We start from the raw sequence: 18697 nt of genomic DNA, 5'->3' as shown, positions 1-18697 counted from the left end.
ATTGATTAACACGCGGTTTGAATAGCATATTGAGCAATTTCCTCTAGGACTAGAGGGTTTGCTATGGCTCCTTTGTTCTTGACTTCTTTTCCATGCAGTACTTGTTTTACCGCCATCTCGACAAGTTTTCCTGATTTGGTTTTTGGTATATCGCTTATGGCGTATATCTCGGCGGGCACGTGCCTTGGTGAACATTTGGTTTTAAGCTCTAACTTGATCCTTGCAATCAGCGCATCATCGAGGAGATGGTCATCATCCAATTGAACGAATAAAACGACGCGCTCATCCCCATCAACCGACCGGCCGACGGCAATAGAGTCTTTGATTTGGGGCAGTCGGTTGACTTGTTGATATATTTCCGCGGTACCAATACGTACTCCACCAGGGTTAAGGGTAGTATCACTTCTACCATAAAATATTAACCCGCCATTGGTTGTTTTTTCTACATCATCACCGTGATGCCAAGTGTTGGGATATTTGTCCCAATAGGCTTTGTGATATCGTTCACCACTATCCCTCCAAAAACCTAGAGGCTGATTTGGAAAACTGTTAAGGCAAACAAGCTCACCACGCTGATTGACCACAGTCTGGCCTTGTTCGTTAAAGACTTGTACGTTAAGACCTAGGCCGGGGGCTTGACATTCTCCACGAAATACAGGGGAGATGGGGTTGCCGATAACAAAACAGCCGCATATATCGGTGCCACCCGAAATCGAGGCGAGATGAAGATCTGTTTTAATCTGGCTATACACAAAATCAAACTGATTTGGATAAAGCACTGAACCAGTAGAACACAGGGTTTTTAGGTACTTTAATTCGTGATGTTGAATGGGAGAGTATTGTGACTTTTCAAGTGCTTCTAGGTACTTGGCTGATGTCCCGAAAAGTGAAACTTGAGATCGCTCCGCCAGCTCCCAGAGAACGTTTTCGGACGGGTACATTGGGCTACCATCATATATAACAAGTGTTGCACCGCTGGCTAGCGCTGATACATGCCAGTTCCACATCATCCAGCCACATGTTGTGTAATAAAAGACTCTATCGCGTGGTTGTATATCACAATGGAGTTGATGTTCTTTCAGATGATTAAGTATCGTGCCTCCAACTGAGTGAACGATACATTTGGGTTTACCAGTGGTGCCTGACGAATATAGGATGAACAGAGGCTCGTTAAAGCCAATACGTTGATACTCGACAGTGCGTGGAAGATAGCTAGATAAGATTGACTCCCAATCATGCACCTTATCTTTTATCTCTTCACTATTTTCAGTCATCGCTAGGTAGTGAATACAACACACATGTTGGATACTTGCAATGCTGTCTGCAATCTGAAGATTTTTATCCTCCATATCGAAGACTTTTCCATTGAAGCTATAACCATTGCAGCAAAATAACACTTTAGGCTGAACTTGACCAAAGCGTTCGTTGACACTGTCAACTCCGAAATCTGGTGAGGTAGAGGTCCAAATAGCTCCCAAACTGGTCGTGGCGAGCATTGCGATGACCGTTTCTGGCATGTGAGGCAAATAACCAGCGACAACATCACCAGTCCCGACGCCATTTTGTTTTAACCATTGTTGTACAATGGATACTTGATCGCAGATCTGCTGCCAAGTCAGGCTTTGCTCTTCTGCGCGTTCATTCCTGAAAAGAATGGCGACGGATTCTGGTTCCTGAAATGCGTATGAGAGTAGGTTTTCGGCATAATTCAATCTCGCTTGTGGAAACCATATCGTGTCACGACTGGGTGAAAATGATTCCCAGCGAGCAACACCTTCGCCGTAAATACAATCGCCCTTAAAGCCGATGACATCGCAGTACTGCCATAAGTTCGACCAAAAGTGCTTTGCATTTTCTATCGACCACTGGAGTAAGTCAGAATAGGTTTCGAACGCTTCGCCCTGCATATTGATATGCTTGATGAACTGGTGCAAGTTAGATGCCTGTATGCGTTGACTACTAGGTTTCCAAATAGGTGTGGCGGTATCTTGGCTAGACATGACTTCCTCGTCTTGGGTGGTTTCCATTACAACATGGCTAAGTTTTGTGTTAAAGGCTGCCAAAGTCAAACAAATCACTTATAGATCATATCCCTGATAATTAAGAAGAAATTACAACGGTGTAAATAAAATGTTACATATCTCGGTGGTGAGGATCGCAACTCGTCGATTGTCACCGATTTAGTCAGACGATAGGCTTTATGTAAAGGATTTGTTAAAGAGCGTTGCGATGAGCGAGTACGTTTCTAAACCAGTTGATAAACAGGGGTTTGTCGATTGGAGCCGTGAAGAGGACCAAATTTGGCATGATTTGGTTTCACGTCAATTATCTCTAGTTAACGAGCGTGCATGTAAGGAATACTTGCGCGGTTTAGAGTTATTGAATTTGCCTGTCAAACGGGTTCCTCAATTGCCAGAAATCAATCACATATTGCAAAGAGAAACTGGTTGGAAAGTTGAACCTGTACCTGCACTGATAAACTTTGATCGTTTTTTTGCTTTGCTTGCGGAGAAAAAGTTTCCAGTCGCGACCTTTCTGCGCTCGCGTGAAGAGTTTGATTATTTGCAGGAACCGGATTTCTTTCACGAGATTTTTGGCCATTGCGCTATGCTGACCAATCCGGAATTTGCCCGTTTTACTGAAACGTACGGTAAGTTGGGCAGAGACGCAGACAGCAAAGAGCGAGTATATCTTGCAAGGCTATACTGGTTCACTGTTGAGTTTGGTTTAGTGAGAGAGGGGCAGGGCTTTAAAATCTACGGTGGAGGCATTTTGTCTTCGCCAGGGGAAACACTGTATGCCCTTGATGATGAAAGGCCAGTTAGAGAAGAGTTTGATATTCAAACTGTACTACGCACACCTTATCGTATTGATATAATGCAACCAGCGTATTTTTTCTTAAACGACATCGAACACTTGTATCAGTTGAGCCAAGAGAACCTAATGACTCATGTTCATCAGGCTATGAAGGCCGGACTCCTTCCCCCATTATTTGAATCAAAGGAAAAAACACATGCTTAACGAATTACGTTGTGAAGCTTGCAGCCCAGAGTCTATAGCACTAACGAGTGAAGAGCAGAGGCTTTTGCTTACTGAGTTAGACAACTGGCAGATTGTAGTGCGTAACGATATTCCACAACTCGAAAAAGTATATAAATTCAAGAATTTTCAGTTAGCATGGGACTTTTCAAATAAAATAGCTCAGCTAGCAGAAGATGAATTTCATCATCCATCAATCCTACTTGAGTGGGGTAAGGTGACGGTAACTTGGTGGAGTCATGCTATAAAGGGATTACACCGTAACGATTTTATTTGTGCTGCCAAATGTGACCGTCTACTTTAAATCTTTGTGGCCTGAAGCGACAGTTCCCCCAACGCTTCAGGCCTTTTTTATGTAGATGGCCGTTCAGACCTAGATGTTTCGAGCAATAGCCATTTGCTCATCACGGCAAATTTGCAACCAATATTTAAGTGTTTGTTGCAGCATTTTTACCTGATCACCAATTCGGTTGATTTCTTTCAGTTCTTCGTCGGTGAGAGGCCGAGCAGGTAGATTTTTGGACAATTCCGTGAAGTAATCTACCGTGACGCCTTGTGTAGACCAGAAATTCATACCATAACCAGTGCCTTCGTTGGGACTAGTAGTATAGTAATAATTCCAGCCGTCAAGGTCACTATTTATGTAAGTGATTGTATTTTTGCCGTAGTGATCTGTCATAAAGGCATCAATATCAGACAAACTACCGGTAAGAAACATATTATATTCTTCGGAGGTGAGTTCTATAGACTCGTCAGCTAGTACACTAGAGAGTAATGCCATACGCATTAATGGAGATACTTCACCAACGCCATTATTCCAGTCGTCATACCATTGGTCCAAATTCCCCCAGTTGTCTTCAAATTGCTGTACTAAAGCATCAGGACAATTGGACTGACTGCTCATAGAACGAGTAATTGTATACGCAAGGCTATCAGGTGGTGCTTGGTTGTAAATGCTGTTAAATAAGCTAGCGATATCGTCGGCAAAATCATCACCATTATAGTATTCGTGAGAGCCATGCATTCCTGAACCACCACATTCCATAAAACGTTGTAGTGTATTCATGTCTTCAGTCGATAAGTGGTAGTCATCGGCATGGATTAACACGTCCATAAGAACAAGTTGGAAGGCGTCTTCCAAGGCATATCCCGTTAATGGAGATGTTTGGGATATATCTTCCCACATGACTTCCATGGCATCTTCAAATGCTCCTAAGCCCTTAGTTTGTTGTTCTATTGCTTCAAGTTGAGCACTGTAGGCTTCAATACTTGCTGCAATAGTTAATGCAATCGCATCCTCAGGGTTACTGCTCACCATGGATTGAACAACTTGTTTTTGGTGGGCTGCAACCATAGCCAGAACTTCAGAATCTGCTGGCTGCTCATCAACTAGTGCAATTGCAGGGTCGACTTTCTCAAGGTCTTTTTGAGCTTTTTCAATCGTTGCAAGATAAGTCTCAACGTTTTGTGGAGCGACTTGAGGAGTCTGTTGCTCAATGCCGCTGAGTAGAGCGTTGGTTATGTTATTGGTTATCATTCCGAGATTCCTAGCATAGTGAGATGGGAAAATACTAATTTGCAAGATTATAGAGGTATCTCTTAAATGGTTAGACGGATTTAAAGTGAGATTTTATGAACTTAAGTTTTTTGATTGAATAATATGGTTTTTTGTGAAAATACTTAAGTACAGAGTACCTGAAATTGATACTTCAGATACTCTATAACCCAGTTAAGAATTAGATGTTACGAGCGATGGCCATTTGCTCATCACGGCAAATTTGTAACCAATATTTAAGTGTCTGTTGCAGCATTTTTACCTGATCGCCAATGCGGTTTACTTCTTCGAGTTCTGCATCAGTGAGTTCTCTGCCTGGAAACGTGTCCAGAACTTCAATGAGATCGTCTGGGTAAATTCCAGCGCTTCCGGTAAAGTCAGGATAACGATCGGTTTCTACATGGTCGCCAGCACCACTACCAGAAGCCCCAGGGCTTGGAGCCCATCCATCAATATCCATTAAGTAGAGCCCCAGTTCACCATCAGGGATTCCCAATAATTCTTCGAAATCACTGACATCACCCATGATTAACCGGTCCCATTGTTCTGCTGTAATTGTTCCTTTGTCTGCTGCGTCAGCAAGTATGATTATTTTTAATGTTGGGCTCAGTCTCTCACAATCTTCAGAACTTAATTCATCTGAACCGTTGATAAAACCATTGGGATCTGTCCAATAATTATCAGCACATTCTTCTAGTCCTTTTTGATTCGTAGGGTCATTGTAAAATGTGAGAATTTGGCCAGTCAGTGAATCATCTGGGATTGGGTTTGGAACCAATGGAGTTAAAGAAGTAACTAGTGTATTCAAAAACCAGTCAACAATTTCTTCTGGTGGATGATTATCATACTGGCCATATGGTGCGTGCAAACCGCTGCCAAAGTGTTCTGTAATTTGCGCTAGATAGACTTCGTAGTCGTTGCCAAGCAAAGCAGTAAGGTTTAACCCCCACTCATCAGAGTGCATAAGTAAATCGATCACTAATAGCTGCATAAGGTCCTCATATTCGGTACCATCAACACCGTCAGCGAGGATAGACTGGTATATCATATCTAGCATTGGTTCTAGAACAGCACTTCCGCCCTCGGTCCAAGCTTGTATATCCTCTAATTGCTTTGAATATGCTTCTATGCCTGCGGCAAGCGTTAATGCAATAGTATCTTCTGGATTACTGCTCATCATCGACTGGACAACTTGCTTTTGGTGGGCTGCAACCATAGCCAGGACTTCGGAATCTGCTGGCTGGTTGTCGAGTAGAGCAATAGAGGGGTCGATTTTCTCTAGGTTTTTTTGGCCTTTATCAATCGTTGCAAGGTAAGCCTCGAGATTTTTGGGAGCAACTTGAGGAGTACTTTGTTCGATGCCACTGAACAGTGCGTTGGTTATGTTATTGGTAATCATTTCAAGATTCCTACTTTTAGAAATGTTTTGGAGCGGAGCTTGGAGGAGTATAAAGTAATGAGATTTATGAGAGGTCAGATTTATTCTGACTTGTTGTGATTTCATAAAGTAAGGTAATACAGGTATGTATTATTCATAGCTTACTTTGTCTTAAACCTACGAAGCATATTCTATATTGTTGATAAATGAGGATTAAAATCAATTCCTCTGCTGTGAGCCACTTTCTAGCACCTTTACTTCTTTTTCATAAACATCTAATAGAAATTTATATTTATTAAGCAAAGTTTTAGTATCTTGTAGTATGTTTTGATTGATCTGCATATATCTCTGGCTAGAGGCGCTGTTGATTGCTAATCCAGCTTGGTTACAGTGATCATATATACTCGCCCAATTAGCATAAGCTAATTTTACAATGTCAGACTGCTCTCTTACACGTGATACTTCATTGTTAATTTGGGCAACAGTAAGGGTTAAGGCTTCGAATTGTTGGTCTAGTTTTTTTTGATGAATTTTGCTATTTGACCGTATCAAAGAACGCATGTCATCTTGGTCAAACGTTTTATGCAGTAGAGGCTGATTTTGGTATGCGATCAAGAACTGATTGAATAGAAGGGCTTTTTTGTTATACCAATCTTCGGCTTCCTGCTGCAAATTGAGCGCTTTGTTCCATGTTGCTTCGACACAATGCCCAGCAACACTCTCCATTGGTAAAGTGAACACTAAAGTTGCCGCTATAGTGAGATATAGCCTGTAAAATGTCATATTAGCTATAGTATTGATGAAGTATGACTTAAGTATAGAAAAGACGCCGATCCAAGATGAAAAAGATATTGATGTTCGTTTTACTGTTATTAGGCCTTGCTTGTGCTGGTGGGGGATATTACATTTTTTATTTTAAGCCACAGCAAGAGGCCGAAGAAGCTGCGCAAAGAGAAAAGAATAAAAAATCCTCGGAACCTATAGTAGAGAAGCAGAAGGAACATAGTCCTCCTAAGCCCGAAGTGACAGATTATTATGTCAGTCCACCTAAACTTGGCGTTCGAGAAGCGCCGACCTATGACGCCTTTGTTGAGAGCGTCGTATATCGTGGAGAAAAACTCCATATCTTAGAGAAAAAAAATGGGTGGGGGCGAATATCTCGTTACTATGTTTATGAAGAGGGTGGGGATGAGATTGCCGAATGGGTTCCGATGGAGGCATTACTTGAAATCGCGCCAACGATAACAAAAGAAGAGAGAGTGGAAACCGTCAGCAGTTATGTTGAAAAATCAGACGATTTTAAACAACACTTTGAGATGTTTGTAAAAATGACGGACAAGCTGCTTAAAGATAAGACATGCACACCGGAAGATTTTGAAGAAACCCACGGATGGGTACGTTCACTGGCATTTAAATATCGAGATGTGTATTTTGTCTATTGTGGCGGGATAAAACAGGCCAATAAAGTGTATCTTGATGTTCGGACGGGGGAGATCTTTTACCGATAACTCAGGTGTTATACTGATGGCCATCGTTTTAAAATAATGTTCTACTGAGCATTAACAGATTTAATGGACCACTCTTTTTAGAAACTTTTATTTGTCGATAGGACCACAAGACATTAGGATTGCTAGGTCCCATTTTATTGGTGTTGTGAATGATTCAGCGTTTTATCGCGTTACTTTGTTGGATTGCATTGATTGCTTTGGCATTGCCATCGCAAGCGATGTCATATCTGGCTGAATACTCCAAGCATGATAGCTCAAGGTTTGGCCAATCTTCGTACTCCAATGTTACCGCTAATGCGTTATTGACCAAATCTACTCAATCCAAGGTTCCGACTCCTACCAGATTATCAAAATATAATACCGATGTAGACTTATTGAACATAACTCAATTGAGTCGTCATAAATCGTCTGTTCGCGACGATAATGATGCTGAAGGAGAGAGGTTTGGTGATGGATACTCTCTGGATAAGTTAACAAAAGTTTTCTCTGCTCATCGGCTTTATTTTTCAAGTCAAAATGGTCGCCAAATTGGCGCTGATTTCAATTCTCAATACCGTATTTCGGGTTGGAAAGAGTCAAACGCATTATATGTGGCTCTTAACGGCCACTTTTCTTAAGCGTACTTCCCCTTACTGCAAGTTGTTTCTCGTGTAGACGTATCAATAAATATTCATAATTGAAATGCGTTGCGATTTAGTGATAGTTTTGACGATATATCGCGAGAGATTCATACAGAACTTGCAACTTTATTTCTGCTGTGCCCCAGCTTTGGCTATGTAAAACTATTTAAGATAACAATATGACGAATAATTTCTCAAAGAAAAAACAATCTAGAGTGATAAATCGATACTCTGGATGGAAATATGCTGTTCTGATTGTAACAGTCATTATCTTAACGTTAAGCGCTATACCAACATGGTATGGAGAGTTACCATCAATACAGGTGACAACGTCACAAAATAATAAAGCAATTGATAACCCGATAGAGTTGAATCGATTTCTTGAGCAGAACAATATTCATGCTAAAGAAGTCCGTAAGGAGCAAAGCTCAACGACTATCGTTTTCGATAATGAAACCGATCAAACACACGCCAGAGAATTACTCAATACTTTACTGAGTAAACAAGATAGCATTACTTTTTCCTATGTTTCTGTTGCGCCTAAATGGTTGAGCAATATGGGTTTCAACCCTATCAAGTTAGGTCTTGATTTACGGGGTGGTGTACAGTTCTTGCTTAATGTTGATGTAGACAAAGCTTTTGAAGAGCAGCGTAATACGATCGTTGATGAAATTAGAGATATGCTGCGTCAAGAACATTTACGTGGAGTGAAATTAGTCCAAGTAGGTGTGGATGGGTTTGATCTGAAGAGCAGCTCTGGAGAAGCATTGACTAAGTCGGCAAATTATATTCGTCAGAACTATCCAGGTTGGGAAATTAAACGCCATTCTGGCTATCTAGCTGTCAAACCAACGGTAGAGAATAAGTCAGATTTTCAAACGGTAACCATAAAACAGAACTTAAAGATTATGCGTGACCGTATTGAAGAGTTGGGCATCACAGAAGCGATGGTTCAGCGCCAAGGTGAACATAGTATTCGTATTGAATTACCTGGAGTTCAAGACCCATCACAGGCCAAAAAAGTGATTGGTGCGACGGCAACACTTGCATTTCATGAGGCGAAAGCTTCGACTGATATTACCTCTTATGGCGATATTGTACTGAAAGATAATAGTGGACGCGATGTTATATTATCAAAACGTCCTGTTTTGACGGGTGAGCATATTGTCAATGCACGTGCTGGAATGGATAAAATGGGCTTCTCTGAAGTGAATATCTCACTTGATCATGCTGGCGGCAAGATAATGAGTGATTTTTCGGCTCAACACATCGGCAAACCCATGGCAACTGTCTACCGTGAGTATACACCCAATGCTAGTGGAGAAACTGAGCGGAGCGAAAAAGTCATCAGTGTCGCTACAATCCAGTCTCAACTTGGAAGTCAATTTAGGATTACAGGCGCTGGTTCTTTAGATGAGGCGCAAAATTTAGCATTGTTACTACGAGCGGGTTCGTTGACCGCGCCTGTAACTATCGTTGAAGAACGGACTATTGGCGCTTCATTAGGTGCAGAAAATATTGAAAATGGTTTTGCTGCACTGGCACTAGGTATGGTGATGACCCTGACGTTTATGGCCTTATGGTATCGCCGACTTGGATGGGTTGCGAATGTAGCACTAGTGATCAACATGGTGAGCCTACTTGGACTGATCGCCCTGCTTCCTGGCGCCGTGCTAACCTTACCAGGAATTGCTGGACTCGTGCTGACCGTAGGTATGGCAGTAGATACCAATGTACTGATCTTTGAAAGGATAAAAGACAAGATGGCGGAAGGTCGAACTTTTGCGCAGTCGATTGACCAAGGTTTTGGCAGCGCTCTAAGTACAATTCTTGATGCGAATATTACTACAATGATCACCGCAGTGGTCCTTTATTCCATTGGTAATGGACCAATTCAAGGCTTTGCTTTGACACTAGGTTTAGGCTTGTTGACGAGTATGTTTAGCGGAATTTTTGCCTCAAGAGCGATCATAAATTTAGTATGGGGTCGTGATGGCCGTAGAGATGTAAGGGTGTAATCATGGTTCAATATTTAACAAACAATATCCGTCAAATTCGTTATATCACGGGCATGGTATCTATCGCTTTGATGGTTATTTCACTGGTGGCATTCGCTGCTAAAGGTCTCAATATGGGGCTCGATTTTACCGGGGGCATGGTTACAGAAGTTCAGGTAGATAAAACGCTAAACAACAACGACTTGATTGAAGTGCTTAAACCCAGTTTGGGAGAATTCACGTCGGTGACACACTCCGATCAAGAGGGCCGTTGGATCATTCGTTATCCAGTTCCAGAGGAAGGTGCTCAATCTCCTGATATTTCATCTATATTGGCCAATATTTCACATAAGGTCGATGTGATTAGTAATAGTATGGTTGGGTCACAAGTTGGTCAGGATCTGGTTGATCAAGGTGGTTTGGCTTTGCTGATTTCAATGATGTGTATTTTAGGATATTTGTGTTTTCGCTTTGAGTGGAGACTCGCAAGTGGTTCTTTACTGGCACTTATTCATGATGTAGTTTTAGTCTTGGGCTTTTTCGCTATCACACAGATGGAATTCAATTTAACCGTATTCGCAGCGATTTTGGCGATTCTCGGATATTCACTTAATGACTCAATTATTATTGCTGATCGCATTCGCGAGTTATTGGTAGCCAAGCAGTCGACTCCCATTGAAGAGATTAACGATCAAGCTGTTATCGCAACCTTTTCCAGAACTATGGTGACATCGGGCACGACATTACTCACTGTCGCTGCTTTGTGGATCATGGGCGGGAATGCACTTGAGGGTTTTGCAATTGCCATGTTTATCGGTATTCTCTCGGGTACTTGGTCTTCCATTTCTATTGGTACTGTTTTACCTGAATGGCTAAAGCTTGAACCTAAACATTACCTTCCTTCAGAAGTTGATTCTGCACCTTAGTTAGGTGTTAAAGCCCCATGAACAAAAACATGGGGCATCTGGTTATTACTGGGTAGTAGAAGCGAGAAACTCTTCAAAACGCTTCCATGATTTCTTGTCAGCTTCTTCTCTATATCGATCGCTATCAAACACTGTAAAGGCATGCGGTGCCCCGCTGTACGTGATCATTTCATGATCAATATTTTGAGCCTCTAACTCATTTGCTAGCGCAGCAAATTGGTCCATGGTAATGGCACTGTCTGCCGTACCATGTAGCACCAGTATTGGTGCGGATACCTCTTTATACGACTGACCTTCTGGTGTTTTTAAACCACCGTGGAAAGTAACGAAGCCTTTAGCTTTCATGCCTGAGCGAGCCGCTTCTAGCGTAGCTGCGCCACCAAAGCAGTATCCCATGATCACCACATTATCTGTATTGGAACCAAGAGATGCCGCGTATTTTAAGCTGCCCTGGATCAATGCTCTAAGCTTGTCTCGATCTTTATAAAGTTCACCAGTGTGCTGCTTTTTGTCTTTCACTTCAGTTGGGCGGACCCCTTTACCAAACAAGTCTGCAGCAAATACGTTATAGCCTAGGCCATTGAGCATCTGGGCTCGTTTTTTTTCATACTCAGTTAGCCCATCCCAGTCGTGAATGAGGAGCACTAGGGGAGCATCGTCTTTGGCTTTAGCCCAAAAACCTTCGTAATCTTGACCATTTACATTGTAAATTTTGTCTTCACCTGCAGTAGTGATTTTGCTGAATAACAAGAGCATTGCTAATACCGATAGACGTTTTTTCATAACCACCTCCATATAATCAATGAAGTGTAGTCGTAATGGTTAAGTGATGGGCTATTAAATAGCCTATACATAGCGTAATAAGCGTTGCATCACACTGATAGTATGCGTAATTATTTTATTGATTTTGTACAATTCTGACATATTTCAACTTAACTCTGCATTAATATAAGCGTTATAGACAACCTTAATGTAGCTGATAGCCTTGTCAGCCACCTATGATTATTGCCTTAGGAGAAATGAATGTTAGCTCGAACTCTATGCTCTTTATTAATATTACTAAGCTCTTTTTCGAGTGTTGCTGCTCTGAATGATAAAAAGCAGTATCTGAATAATATCGAGGACAGTCTTCAGGGGATTCAAGAATCTCAGCAAAAAACTCAAGATAGCATGCACTATGTGCGAACTATGGATGGTTCGCAATACGTTCCCGAGCCTAAAAGTCGAAATGATAAGCCAGCGTACAGCTATTTCAGTTTGGAGTCGTATGACATTTATAGTAGCCAAGGTGGAAAACGCATGGTTCAGGCGACAATAACAAATAATTCTGGCGGTGGTGTTTCTCTGAAACCAAGTCAAATCAAAGCCTACTTTGGTAATGATCAATACGTTTCTCCATCACGTATCGAGCAAGACGGAAGTTTTGCTCAGGGAGAAACAAAGTCGGTGATCCTTTACTTCGGTGAAACCAGTGAATCGATTTTGGGCCTTTTAACCCGGTCATACTAAAGAAGTGAGTCCGTTACCAAGGTGTACGGACTTGGGTCTAACTGGCAGGTGTTTATTGGTATTATAAAACACTGCCAGCTATTGATTTATGCTAGTTCAACCAATTTCTCAACCAGTTTATCTATACCGCTGGCAGCTTGTGATATGTTTGATGCTAACATATAGGCTGGCGTAGACAATACGTTATGTTTCTCGTCAAAAACAAACTCATCAACAGCACAGTTAACGTGTTCACCACCTAATGCAACATAAGCAGCAGCAGTGCCTTCATCGTTACCTATTGTCGCCTTAGCGCCAGTATCGTAGATCATAGGAATAATGGTCGGAGCTATGCATAAGTACCCAGCTGGCTTTTGGGCTTGTGCGAAATCTTGACATGCCGATTTTACATGGGTATTGATACTGCATTCGGCACCTTTTACGGCAAAGTCGGTAAGATTTTTTGCTGCGCCGAAACCACCTGGAACAAGTAGGGCGTCAAAGTCGTCAGCTTTGAGATTCGCTACGTCCTCAATATTACCTCTTGCAATTCGAGCGGCTTCAGTTAAAACATTGCGCTTTTCTGGCATTTCTTCGCCAGTAATATGATTTATGACATGTAATTGCTCGATATTTGGAGCAAAACAGTGCCAACTTGCTCCTTGCTTTTCTATCGCGTGCAAAGCTAACACTGACTCGTGAATTTCAGCACCATCGTAAACACCTGAACCGCTAAGGATTACCGCAATTTTCTTCATTATTGTCTCCTAAATATTTCCTTGGGTATACACGACAATCAGAGTACATTATTTCTGACTTATTGGCATTTGTAAAAGAGGTCATTGATAGTTTTTAACAACTATTTTACTTAAAATGTGGTTTTTATTGCTTACCAAATATTGCTTTATCCCAATAAGGCATATCCGGTGCGAATTGTTGAGATAGAAAGTCAATAAAAGTTCGAACTTTGAGTGGTAGATGTCTTTTGTCGGGAAACACAGCATAGATAGCATGTACAGGTAAGGTATATTGAGTCATGATAGGCTGTAGTTGGCCCAATTTTATGTCTTTAGATATCAGAAATGTTGGCATTTGCGCGATACCAACCCCTGCGAGTAGCGCTTTACGTATCGCTTCGCTGTTATTAATCGCGAGGTTGCCCTGTGGAGCCACATTAAATTGACCTGTTGCATTTTCAAATTCCCAGTGATGACCACCTCTGTAATAGGTATAGCGTAAGCAATTGTGGTGACGTAGATCTTTGGGTGCCTCTGGTTCTCCGTACCGTTGAATGTAATCGTTGGACGCACATAATATACTCCGGCATGTGGTGAGACGCTTAGCAATCAAGTTTGAAACTGGCAGGTGGCCGATCCTTACCCCTAAGTCAAAGCCTTCATCAACTAAATCTACCATTTTGTCTTCTAGGTGCAAATCAACTTGTATATCTGGGTAGTAGCTCAAAAACTCAGAAAGTAGTGGGGCAATATGATTACCACCAAATGACATTGGAGCGGTAATTTTTAATCGTCCCCGTGGTTTACCTTGTAGCTCGGTTACTAAATCAATGCCTTGCTGAGCAAGAGTGAGAGATTGAGAGGCATATTCGTAATATTGTTTGCCCGCTTCAGTAAGGCTGAGCCTTCGCGTAGTTCGGTTGAGCAGACGACAACCCAGTTCTTCTTCCAACAGATGTATGCGTTTGCTCACGGCTGACTTAGTAATAAGCAATTTTTGCGCGGCGGCTGAAAAACTGCCATTTTCTACAACCGCAACAAAAATAGGTATCGATGTATATGACTGCATAAGTTGAGTAAAAGTAAACAAAGAGTTTCTTAGTAAGTGTATTATCATCCATATGAAAACAATCTACAATGCTTCTCGGATAACACAGGAGAGATAAATGAAGTACGATTGGGTTCTATTTGATGCCGATGAGACCTTATTCCATTTTGATGCTTTCAAGGGAATGCAGCTTATGTTTTCTCGTTTTGGGGTCGATTTTACATATAAAGACTACACAGAGTATCAAGAGGTTAATAAGCCACTTTGGGTGGCATATCAAAATGGGAGTATTGATGCGCAAGAGCTAAAACATTCTCGTTTTTTCCAATGGTCTGAAAAGCTAGGTAAGACAACAATAGAACTGAACAGCGCATTTTTAAATGCTATGGCCGATATTTGTACTTTACTTCCAGGAGCCAAAGAGCTAATCAGGGTTTTGTTTGGCAGAGCAAAGCTAGGAATTATTACCAACGGCTTTACAGAACTACAGGCTGTTCGCCTTGAGCGCACAGGCATGAGAGAGTTCTTTGATCAAGTTATTATTTCAGAGCAGGTTGGTGTGGCAAAACCTGACAGCAAAATTTTTAACTATGCTCTAGAGAAAATGGAAAACCCATGTAAGAGTAAGGTTTTGATGGTGGGAGATACATTACATTCTGACATTTTGGGTGGCATGAATTGTGGTATAGAAACATGTTGGCTAAATAGGAATAATGAGACAAAAGAAGCTGGGATTGAACCCACTTATACGGTAACTTCACTGTTTGAACTCAAAAAGCTTCTGACGAGTTAACATTCTTTTGGGTTTGTGTCTATAATCTTGATTACAATATATGCAGTTGGTTTAATATGGTGAAGCAGGATGACAGGCGTAATCATAAAGTGGGACGCAAAGCATGGGTATGGGCTGATCTCAACTAAGAATCTACCTATCCAGAAGGTTTTCTTTCATGTAAGAGACATGAGTACTGAAGAAGGCCCTCCATACGTATCGGAACAGGTTGAGTTTGATGTCGTAAGGGATATGAGTGGGTGTAAAATGGCCATGAATATCAGTCCTGTGCTGATGAAATTTAACAACTAGTGCTTTGGAGCATTGATACTTACATAATGCTCCAAACTTTTATCTTCCTCGATTTGAAAACTTGTTTTCAAGACATCCAGCCCACTGATTCTATCGAGCCTGAACTGGCGGTAATCCTCTCTTATTTCACACCAAGCGACCAATGTCCATGCATGTCCCCAAAATACAAGACCGAGTGGTTGCACAATACGCTTAGATTTGAGTAGGTTCCGATCAAGATAGCAAAACTGGGTCTTAAACTGAGCTTTGATGGCATATCGTAGCGTTTCACTCAATGACGATATGTTCGCGTCATTGTGTACATTAGGTACACGTATAGGGAAGTTCTCTATCTGCTGTTTCAACTTGTCAGGAAGGACCGACAAAATTTTGGTTGAAGCCGTCACTGCTGCTTGAGACAGTTGGTTATCAGATAAACTTTTCACCATCTGCATACCCAGCTCCAGTGCTAGCATCTCTTGTTCCGTAAACATTAATGGAGGTAGGTGAGAGCCTGCGCTAAGTACATACCCTACACCGGCTTCCGAGTGAATAGGCACACCTGTGTTTATTAGGGACTGGATATCCCTGTATACAGTTCGTTCGCTGACATTCAAAGTTTGGGCCAAGTCACCAGCTGTAATCGCATAACGTTTTGAACGTAGCAACGTTATGAGTTCTAACAGCCTCTCGGGTTTGTTCATCAAGTTTCTCTTTACGCTAGATGATATGCGGTTAAACGTCGTTAATATTGGTGAGTGGATTATCTTTACGAGGCCTTACAATGTAAATAAGACCTTTATCTATTGGTGTAAAGTATTATGTATTGTTTGACAACACAAGTACTTACTCACACGGCGGAGCCATATGAATCACGGCCAATCCACCCAGTGATGTTTCACGATATTTCTTATTCATATCTTTGCCTGTCTGATACATGGTGGCGATCACTTTGTCTAAAGATATTAGGCACTTGCTCGTTCTTTTTAACGCCATTCTAGAGGCATTAATGGCTTTCATTGCCCCCATTGCATTGCGCTCTATGCAAGGGACTTGTACTAATCCTCCGATTGGATCACATGTCATACCCAACGAATGCTCCATTGCAATCTCTGCTGCTATACAGATTTGCTCGTTGCTTCCGCCGCGTAATGCAGTAAGCCCAGCTGCCGCCATGGAGGAAGATACACCAATTTCCCCTTGGCAACCGACTTCAGCACCAGAAATAGAAGCATTGGTTTTATATAGAATACCTATTGCTCCTGCGACGGCTAAAAAATCTTTAATTTGTTTGAGGTTAAGAGATTTAACAAAACGGTGGTAGTACATCAGCACCGCGGGAATTACCCCAGCCGCTCCATTGGTTGGAGAGGTAACGACCTGTCCACCCGCAGCATTTTCTTCGCTGACTGCAAATGCGAATAAGTTGATCCAGTCCATCACTTCCATTGGATCATTTTCAACGACTTCGTTAGCCTCAAGCTTTTTCAGTAAGTTTGGTGCTCTGCGAGTGACATTGAGGCCCCCCTCTAGTATTCCCTCGGTTTCGAAACCTCTTTGCATACACAAGGACATGACTTTCCATATTTTATCTGCTTTTTGATCAATCTCTTTAGTATCGAAAAAGCAAACTTCATTTTGAAGGATCATACCGCCTAAACTCAGGCCACTTTTCTCTGCCATCTCAAGCATCTCATCAGCAGAGGTGAACGGAAATGGGACCTCTACTTGGTTATCGGAACTGCCGTTTTCTAGTTCATCTGCGGTGAGGATAAAGCCTCCCCCTATGGAATAATAGGTTTCCATTATTAGCTGAGTTCCAGAGGTGTCATAAGCGGTTAATGTCATACCGTTCTCATGCAGTGGGAGATTGGTGGTATGAAAAATAATGTCTCTTGAGTAATCAAACTTTAGGTCGAGTTGATTCGCTAACAGCAGTGAGCCTGAATCTAAAGTATGTTGGAGGGCTTGTTTTGCACTGGTCATTTTGATTGTATCTGGCCTATTACCCATCAAGCCAAGTATGATAGCGCGATCGGTATGATGGCCTTTACCTGTTAAAGATAATGAGCCATACAAATCTATCTGGATCCTTGCTACTTTGGATATGGATTCGCTGAGCAGATGAGTAAAATGATGGCCAGCTACCATGGGCCCATTAGTATGGGAGCTTGACGGGCCAACACCGATTTTAAAGATATCAAAAATCGATAGCATAAACTTACTTCCTGTTTAAGTGGTCTTCTATTCAGACTCTCGTTAAATATAGTTAACAACTTGATAACTTTGCTGACACTATCGATAAACAGTGTATTTGTACAGGAATTATGAAAACAGTGAGCAAGAATTGAGAAGCAAAAAGGCGAGGGGGACTCTAGGTCCCCTCGTTTTAAACATACTAGTGTTTTAGACTAAGGCGGGTTTTTACTGCTCCAAGTGCGATAAGGCAGTAGCACAACAGCTCCATTGATTCTTCAGAGACGTTCTTTACCTCTCGAACATAATGTTCTTGCATAACGCTATGCCAAAAACTTCCCATGCCGTATAAACGTGAAAACACCACGAGTAGCACAATACCACCAATCATGGTATTCATATGTCGAATATCGAGAATTGTTGCCATTTGATTCACGGAGTCTTTACCTCCACGAAGTGCGTATACGGTTGAGACTATGGTAACCAAAGCTGCTGGAAGCACCCATGCGCCATGAAAGATTAGATCAAACCAAGCATCCATTTCTCTTATCGTCACTACAACCAGGAATCCAAAAATTAATACGGCGGCGTGGATAAGGTCTTGACGCTCTCGAATGATTAAGTAAAAGGAGCTGGTTGAAACGATTAACATCAGTAATTGAAGAGATTCAGTGAAAGAAGCTTCACCTACGCCGTCTTTGAATACAGAAAAATCGATACGAATCGCTAGGTTAACCAATATACAAATGGCCAATATGACCAATGCATCAAGAGAAGATTTATAAATAACTTTCTTAGACTTATCTAGAATACCATCTTGTGACGTAAGCCGTCGTTCATCAAAAATAGGGTGTTCGCGTTTCATAATTACAACCAGTTACATATCGTTTAATTGTGATTCAATTAGCATTTTATTGTTGTTTTTTTGTCAATTGTCATAATACTGCCATAAATAAAACACTGTTCAATTGCGTGAGTTGCTGTTATTTGAAGCTATAGTTCGACTTGAGAGAGGAAAAAACAGGCGTAAGTTTGTTAAACGATCGAAGGTGTCTAAACTAAAGGTAGGGCTATAAAATCTACCTATTGGTCAAAGTTAATACTGGTACTGCTTGTTCGTTGGGTGGGACAGTTGAAAGTAA

Annotated in this window: 19 protein-coding genes; 9 read left to right on the top strand and 10 right to left on the bottom strand. The window is 41.6% G+C overall.

Annotated features, from left to right (window positions below; translation table 11 throughout):
• Nucleotides 1-5: 5 nt before the first annotated feature.
• On the bottom strand, nt 6-2027 hold the full coding sequence (locus QQK21_RS19810; protein ID WP_431313147.1) for an acetoacetate--CoA ligase: 2022 nt from the start codon (nt 2025-2027) through the stop codon (nt 6-8).
• A 202-nt stretch (nt 2028-2229) separates the two neighbouring features.
• Between QQK21_RS19810 and phhA the strand changes: the two genes are divergently transcribed.
• Nucleotides 2230-3021, top strand: coding sequence for a phenylalanine 4-monooxygenase (gene phhA, locus QQK21_RS19805; protein WP_284193896.1), 792 nt, complete (start codon nt 2230-2232; stop codon nt 3019-3021).
• Nucleotides 3014-3343: a 4a-hydroxytetrahydrobiopterin dehydratase gene (locus tag QQK21_RS19800; RefSeq protein ID WP_284193895.1), complete on the top strand. Its 330-nt coding sequence runs from the start codon at nt 3014-3016 to the stop codon at nt 3341-3343. Before phhA ends, QQK21_RS19800 begins: the two co-directional genes overlap by 8 nt.
• Nucleotides 3344-3412: 69 nt before the next feature.
• On the opposite strand, the gene QQK21_RS19795 is transcribed toward QQK21_RS19800, so the two are convergent.
• The 3 genes from QQK21_RS19795 to QQK21_RS19785 form a co-directional block, all read right to left on the bottom strand.
• The gene (locus QQK21_RS19795) at nt 3413-4576 is read right to left on the bottom strand and encodes a hypothetical protein (protein WP_284193894.1); all 1164 of its coding nucleotides are present in this window, start codon (nt 4574-4576) and stop codon (nt 3413-3415) included.
• A 199-nt stretch (nt 4577-4775) separates the two neighbouring features.
• Entirely contained in the window at nt 4776-5993 is a 1218-nt protein-coding gene (locus QQK21_RS19790) for a molecular chaperone (protein ID WP_284193893.1), read from the bottom strand.
• 198 nt (nt 5994-6191) lie between these two features.
• Nucleotides 6192-6713: a hypothetical protein gene (locus QQK21_RS19785; RefSeq protein WP_284193892.1), complete on the bottom strand. Its 522-nt coding sequence runs from the start codon at nt 6711-6713 to the stop codon at nt 6192-6194.
• Nucleotides 6714-6826: 113 nt separating this feature from the next.
• On the opposite strand from QQK21_RS19785, the gene QQK21_RS19780 reads away from it, so the two are divergent.
• From QQK21_RS19780 to secF, 4 genes are all read left to right on the top strand, one after another.
• Nucleotides 6827-7480, top strand: a complete 654-nt coding sequence (locus QQK21_RS19780; protein WP_284193891.1) for an SH3 domain-containing protein — start codon at nt 6827-6829, stop codon at nt 7478-7480.
• 149 nt (nt 7481-7629) lie between these two features.
• Nucleotides 7630-8097 carry a hypothetical protein gene (locus tag QQK21_RS19775; RefSeq protein WP_284193890.1) on the top strand — a complete coding sequence of 156 codons (468 nt, stop codon included), beginning with the start codon at nt 7630-7632 and terminating at the stop codon, nt 8095-8097.
• Nucleotides 8098-8279: 182 nt separating this feature from the next.
• Nucleotides 8280-10118 carry a protein translocase subunit SecD gene (gene secD, locus QQK21_RS19770; protein ID WP_284193889.1) on the top strand — a complete coding sequence of 613 codons (1839 nt, stop codon included), beginning with the start codon at nt 8280-8282 and terminating at the stop codon, nt 10116-10118.
• Nucleotides 10119-10120: 2 nt separating this feature from the next.
• Entirely contained in the window at nt 10121-11023 is a 903-nt protein-coding gene (secF, locus tag QQK21_RS19765) for a protein translocase subunit SecF (protein ID WP_284193888.1), read from the top strand.
• A gap of 45 nt (nt 11024-11068) precedes the next feature.
• Here secF and QQK21_RS19760 read toward each other — a convergent pair whose 3' ends face one another.
• Entirely contained in the window at nt 11069-11806 is a 738-nt protein-coding gene (locus tag QQK21_RS19760) for a dienelactone hydrolase family protein (protein ID WP_284193887.1), read from the bottom strand.
• Nucleotides 11807-12046: 240 nt separating this feature from the next.
• Here QQK21_RS19760 and QQK21_RS19755 point away from each other — a divergent pair, with 240 nt between their 5' ends.
• The gene (locus QQK21_RS19755) at nt 12047-12532 is read left to right on the top strand and encodes a hypothetical protein (protein ID WP_284193886.1); all 486 of its coding nucleotides are present in this window, start codon (nt 12047-12049) and stop codon (nt 12530-12532) included.
• 86 nt (nt 12533-12618) lie between these two features.
• Here the strand turns inward: QQK21_RS19755 and elbB are convergent, their stop codons facing one another.
• Together elbB and QQK21_RS19745 are read right to left on the bottom strand one after the other, a co-directional pair.
• Nucleotides 12619-13269 carry an isoprenoid biosynthesis glyoxalase ElbB gene (elbB, locus tag QQK21_RS19750; RefSeq protein ID WP_284193885.1) on the bottom strand — a complete coding sequence of 217 codons (651 nt, stop codon included), beginning with the start codon at nt 13267-13269 and terminating at the stop codon, nt 12619-12621.
• A gap of 124 nt (nt 13270-13393) precedes the next feature.
• On the bottom strand, nt 13394-14317 hold the full coding sequence (locus QQK21_RS19745; RefSeq protein ID WP_284193912.1) for a LysR family transcriptional regulator: 924 nt from the start codon (nt 14315-14317) through the stop codon (nt 13394-13396).
• Between the two features lie 97 nt (nt 14318-14414).
• On the opposite strand from QQK21_RS19745, the gene yjjG reads away from it, so the two are divergent.
• Both yjjG and QQK21_RS19735 read left to right on the top strand, forming a co-directional pair.
• The gene (yjjG, locus tag QQK21_RS19740; RefSeq protein ID WP_284193884.1) at nt 14415-15089 is read left to right on the top strand and encodes a pyrimidine 5'-nucleotidase; all 675 of its coding nucleotides are present in this window, start codon (nt 14415-14417) and stop codon (nt 15087-15089) included.
• Nucleotides 15090-15158: 69 nt separating this feature from the next.
• The gene (locus tag QQK21_RS19735; protein WP_284193883.1) at nt 15159-15380 is read left to right on the top strand and encodes a cold shock domain-containing protein; all 222 of its coding nucleotides are present in this window, start codon (nt 15159-15161) and stop codon (nt 15378-15380) included.
• Here the strand turns inward: QQK21_RS19735 and QQK21_RS19730 are convergent.
• The 3 genes from QQK21_RS19730 to QQK21_RS19720 all read right to left on the bottom strand — a co-directional run bounded on the left by QQK21_RS19730 (nt 15377) and on the right by QQK21_RS19720 (nt 18420).
• Nucleotides 15377-16063 carry a helix-turn-helix transcriptional regulator gene (locus tag QQK21_RS19730; protein WP_284193882.1) on the bottom strand — a complete coding sequence of 229 codons (687 nt, stop codon included), beginning with the start codon at nt 16061-16063 and terminating at the stop codon, nt 15377-15379. The genes QQK21_RS19735 and QQK21_RS19730 overlap by 4 nt on opposite strands.
• Nucleotides 16064-16205: 142 nt before the next feature.
• Nucleotides 16206-17576, bottom strand: coding sequence for an L-serine ammonia-lyase (locus QQK21_RS19725; RefSeq protein ID WP_284193881.1), 1371 nt, complete (start codon nt 17574-17576; stop codon nt 16206-16208).
• A 181-nt stretch (nt 17577-17757) separates the two neighbouring features.
• Nucleotides 17758-18420, bottom strand: coding sequence for a hypothetical protein (locus QQK21_RS19720; protein WP_284193880.1), 663 nt, complete (start codon nt 18418-18420; stop codon nt 17758-17760).
• Between the last annotated feature and the right edge of the window lie 277 nt (nt 18421-18697).

Origin of the sequence: Vibrio zhanjiangensis, from assembly GCF_030161235.1 — a bacterium.
Taxonomy (GTDB): Bacteria; Pseudomonadota; Gammaproteobacteria; order Enterobacterales; family Vibrionaceae; genus Vibrio; species Vibrio zhanjiangensis.
Note: the sequence above shows the minus strand (reverse complement) of the source record. Positions and strands in the feature narration are given on the sequence as shown.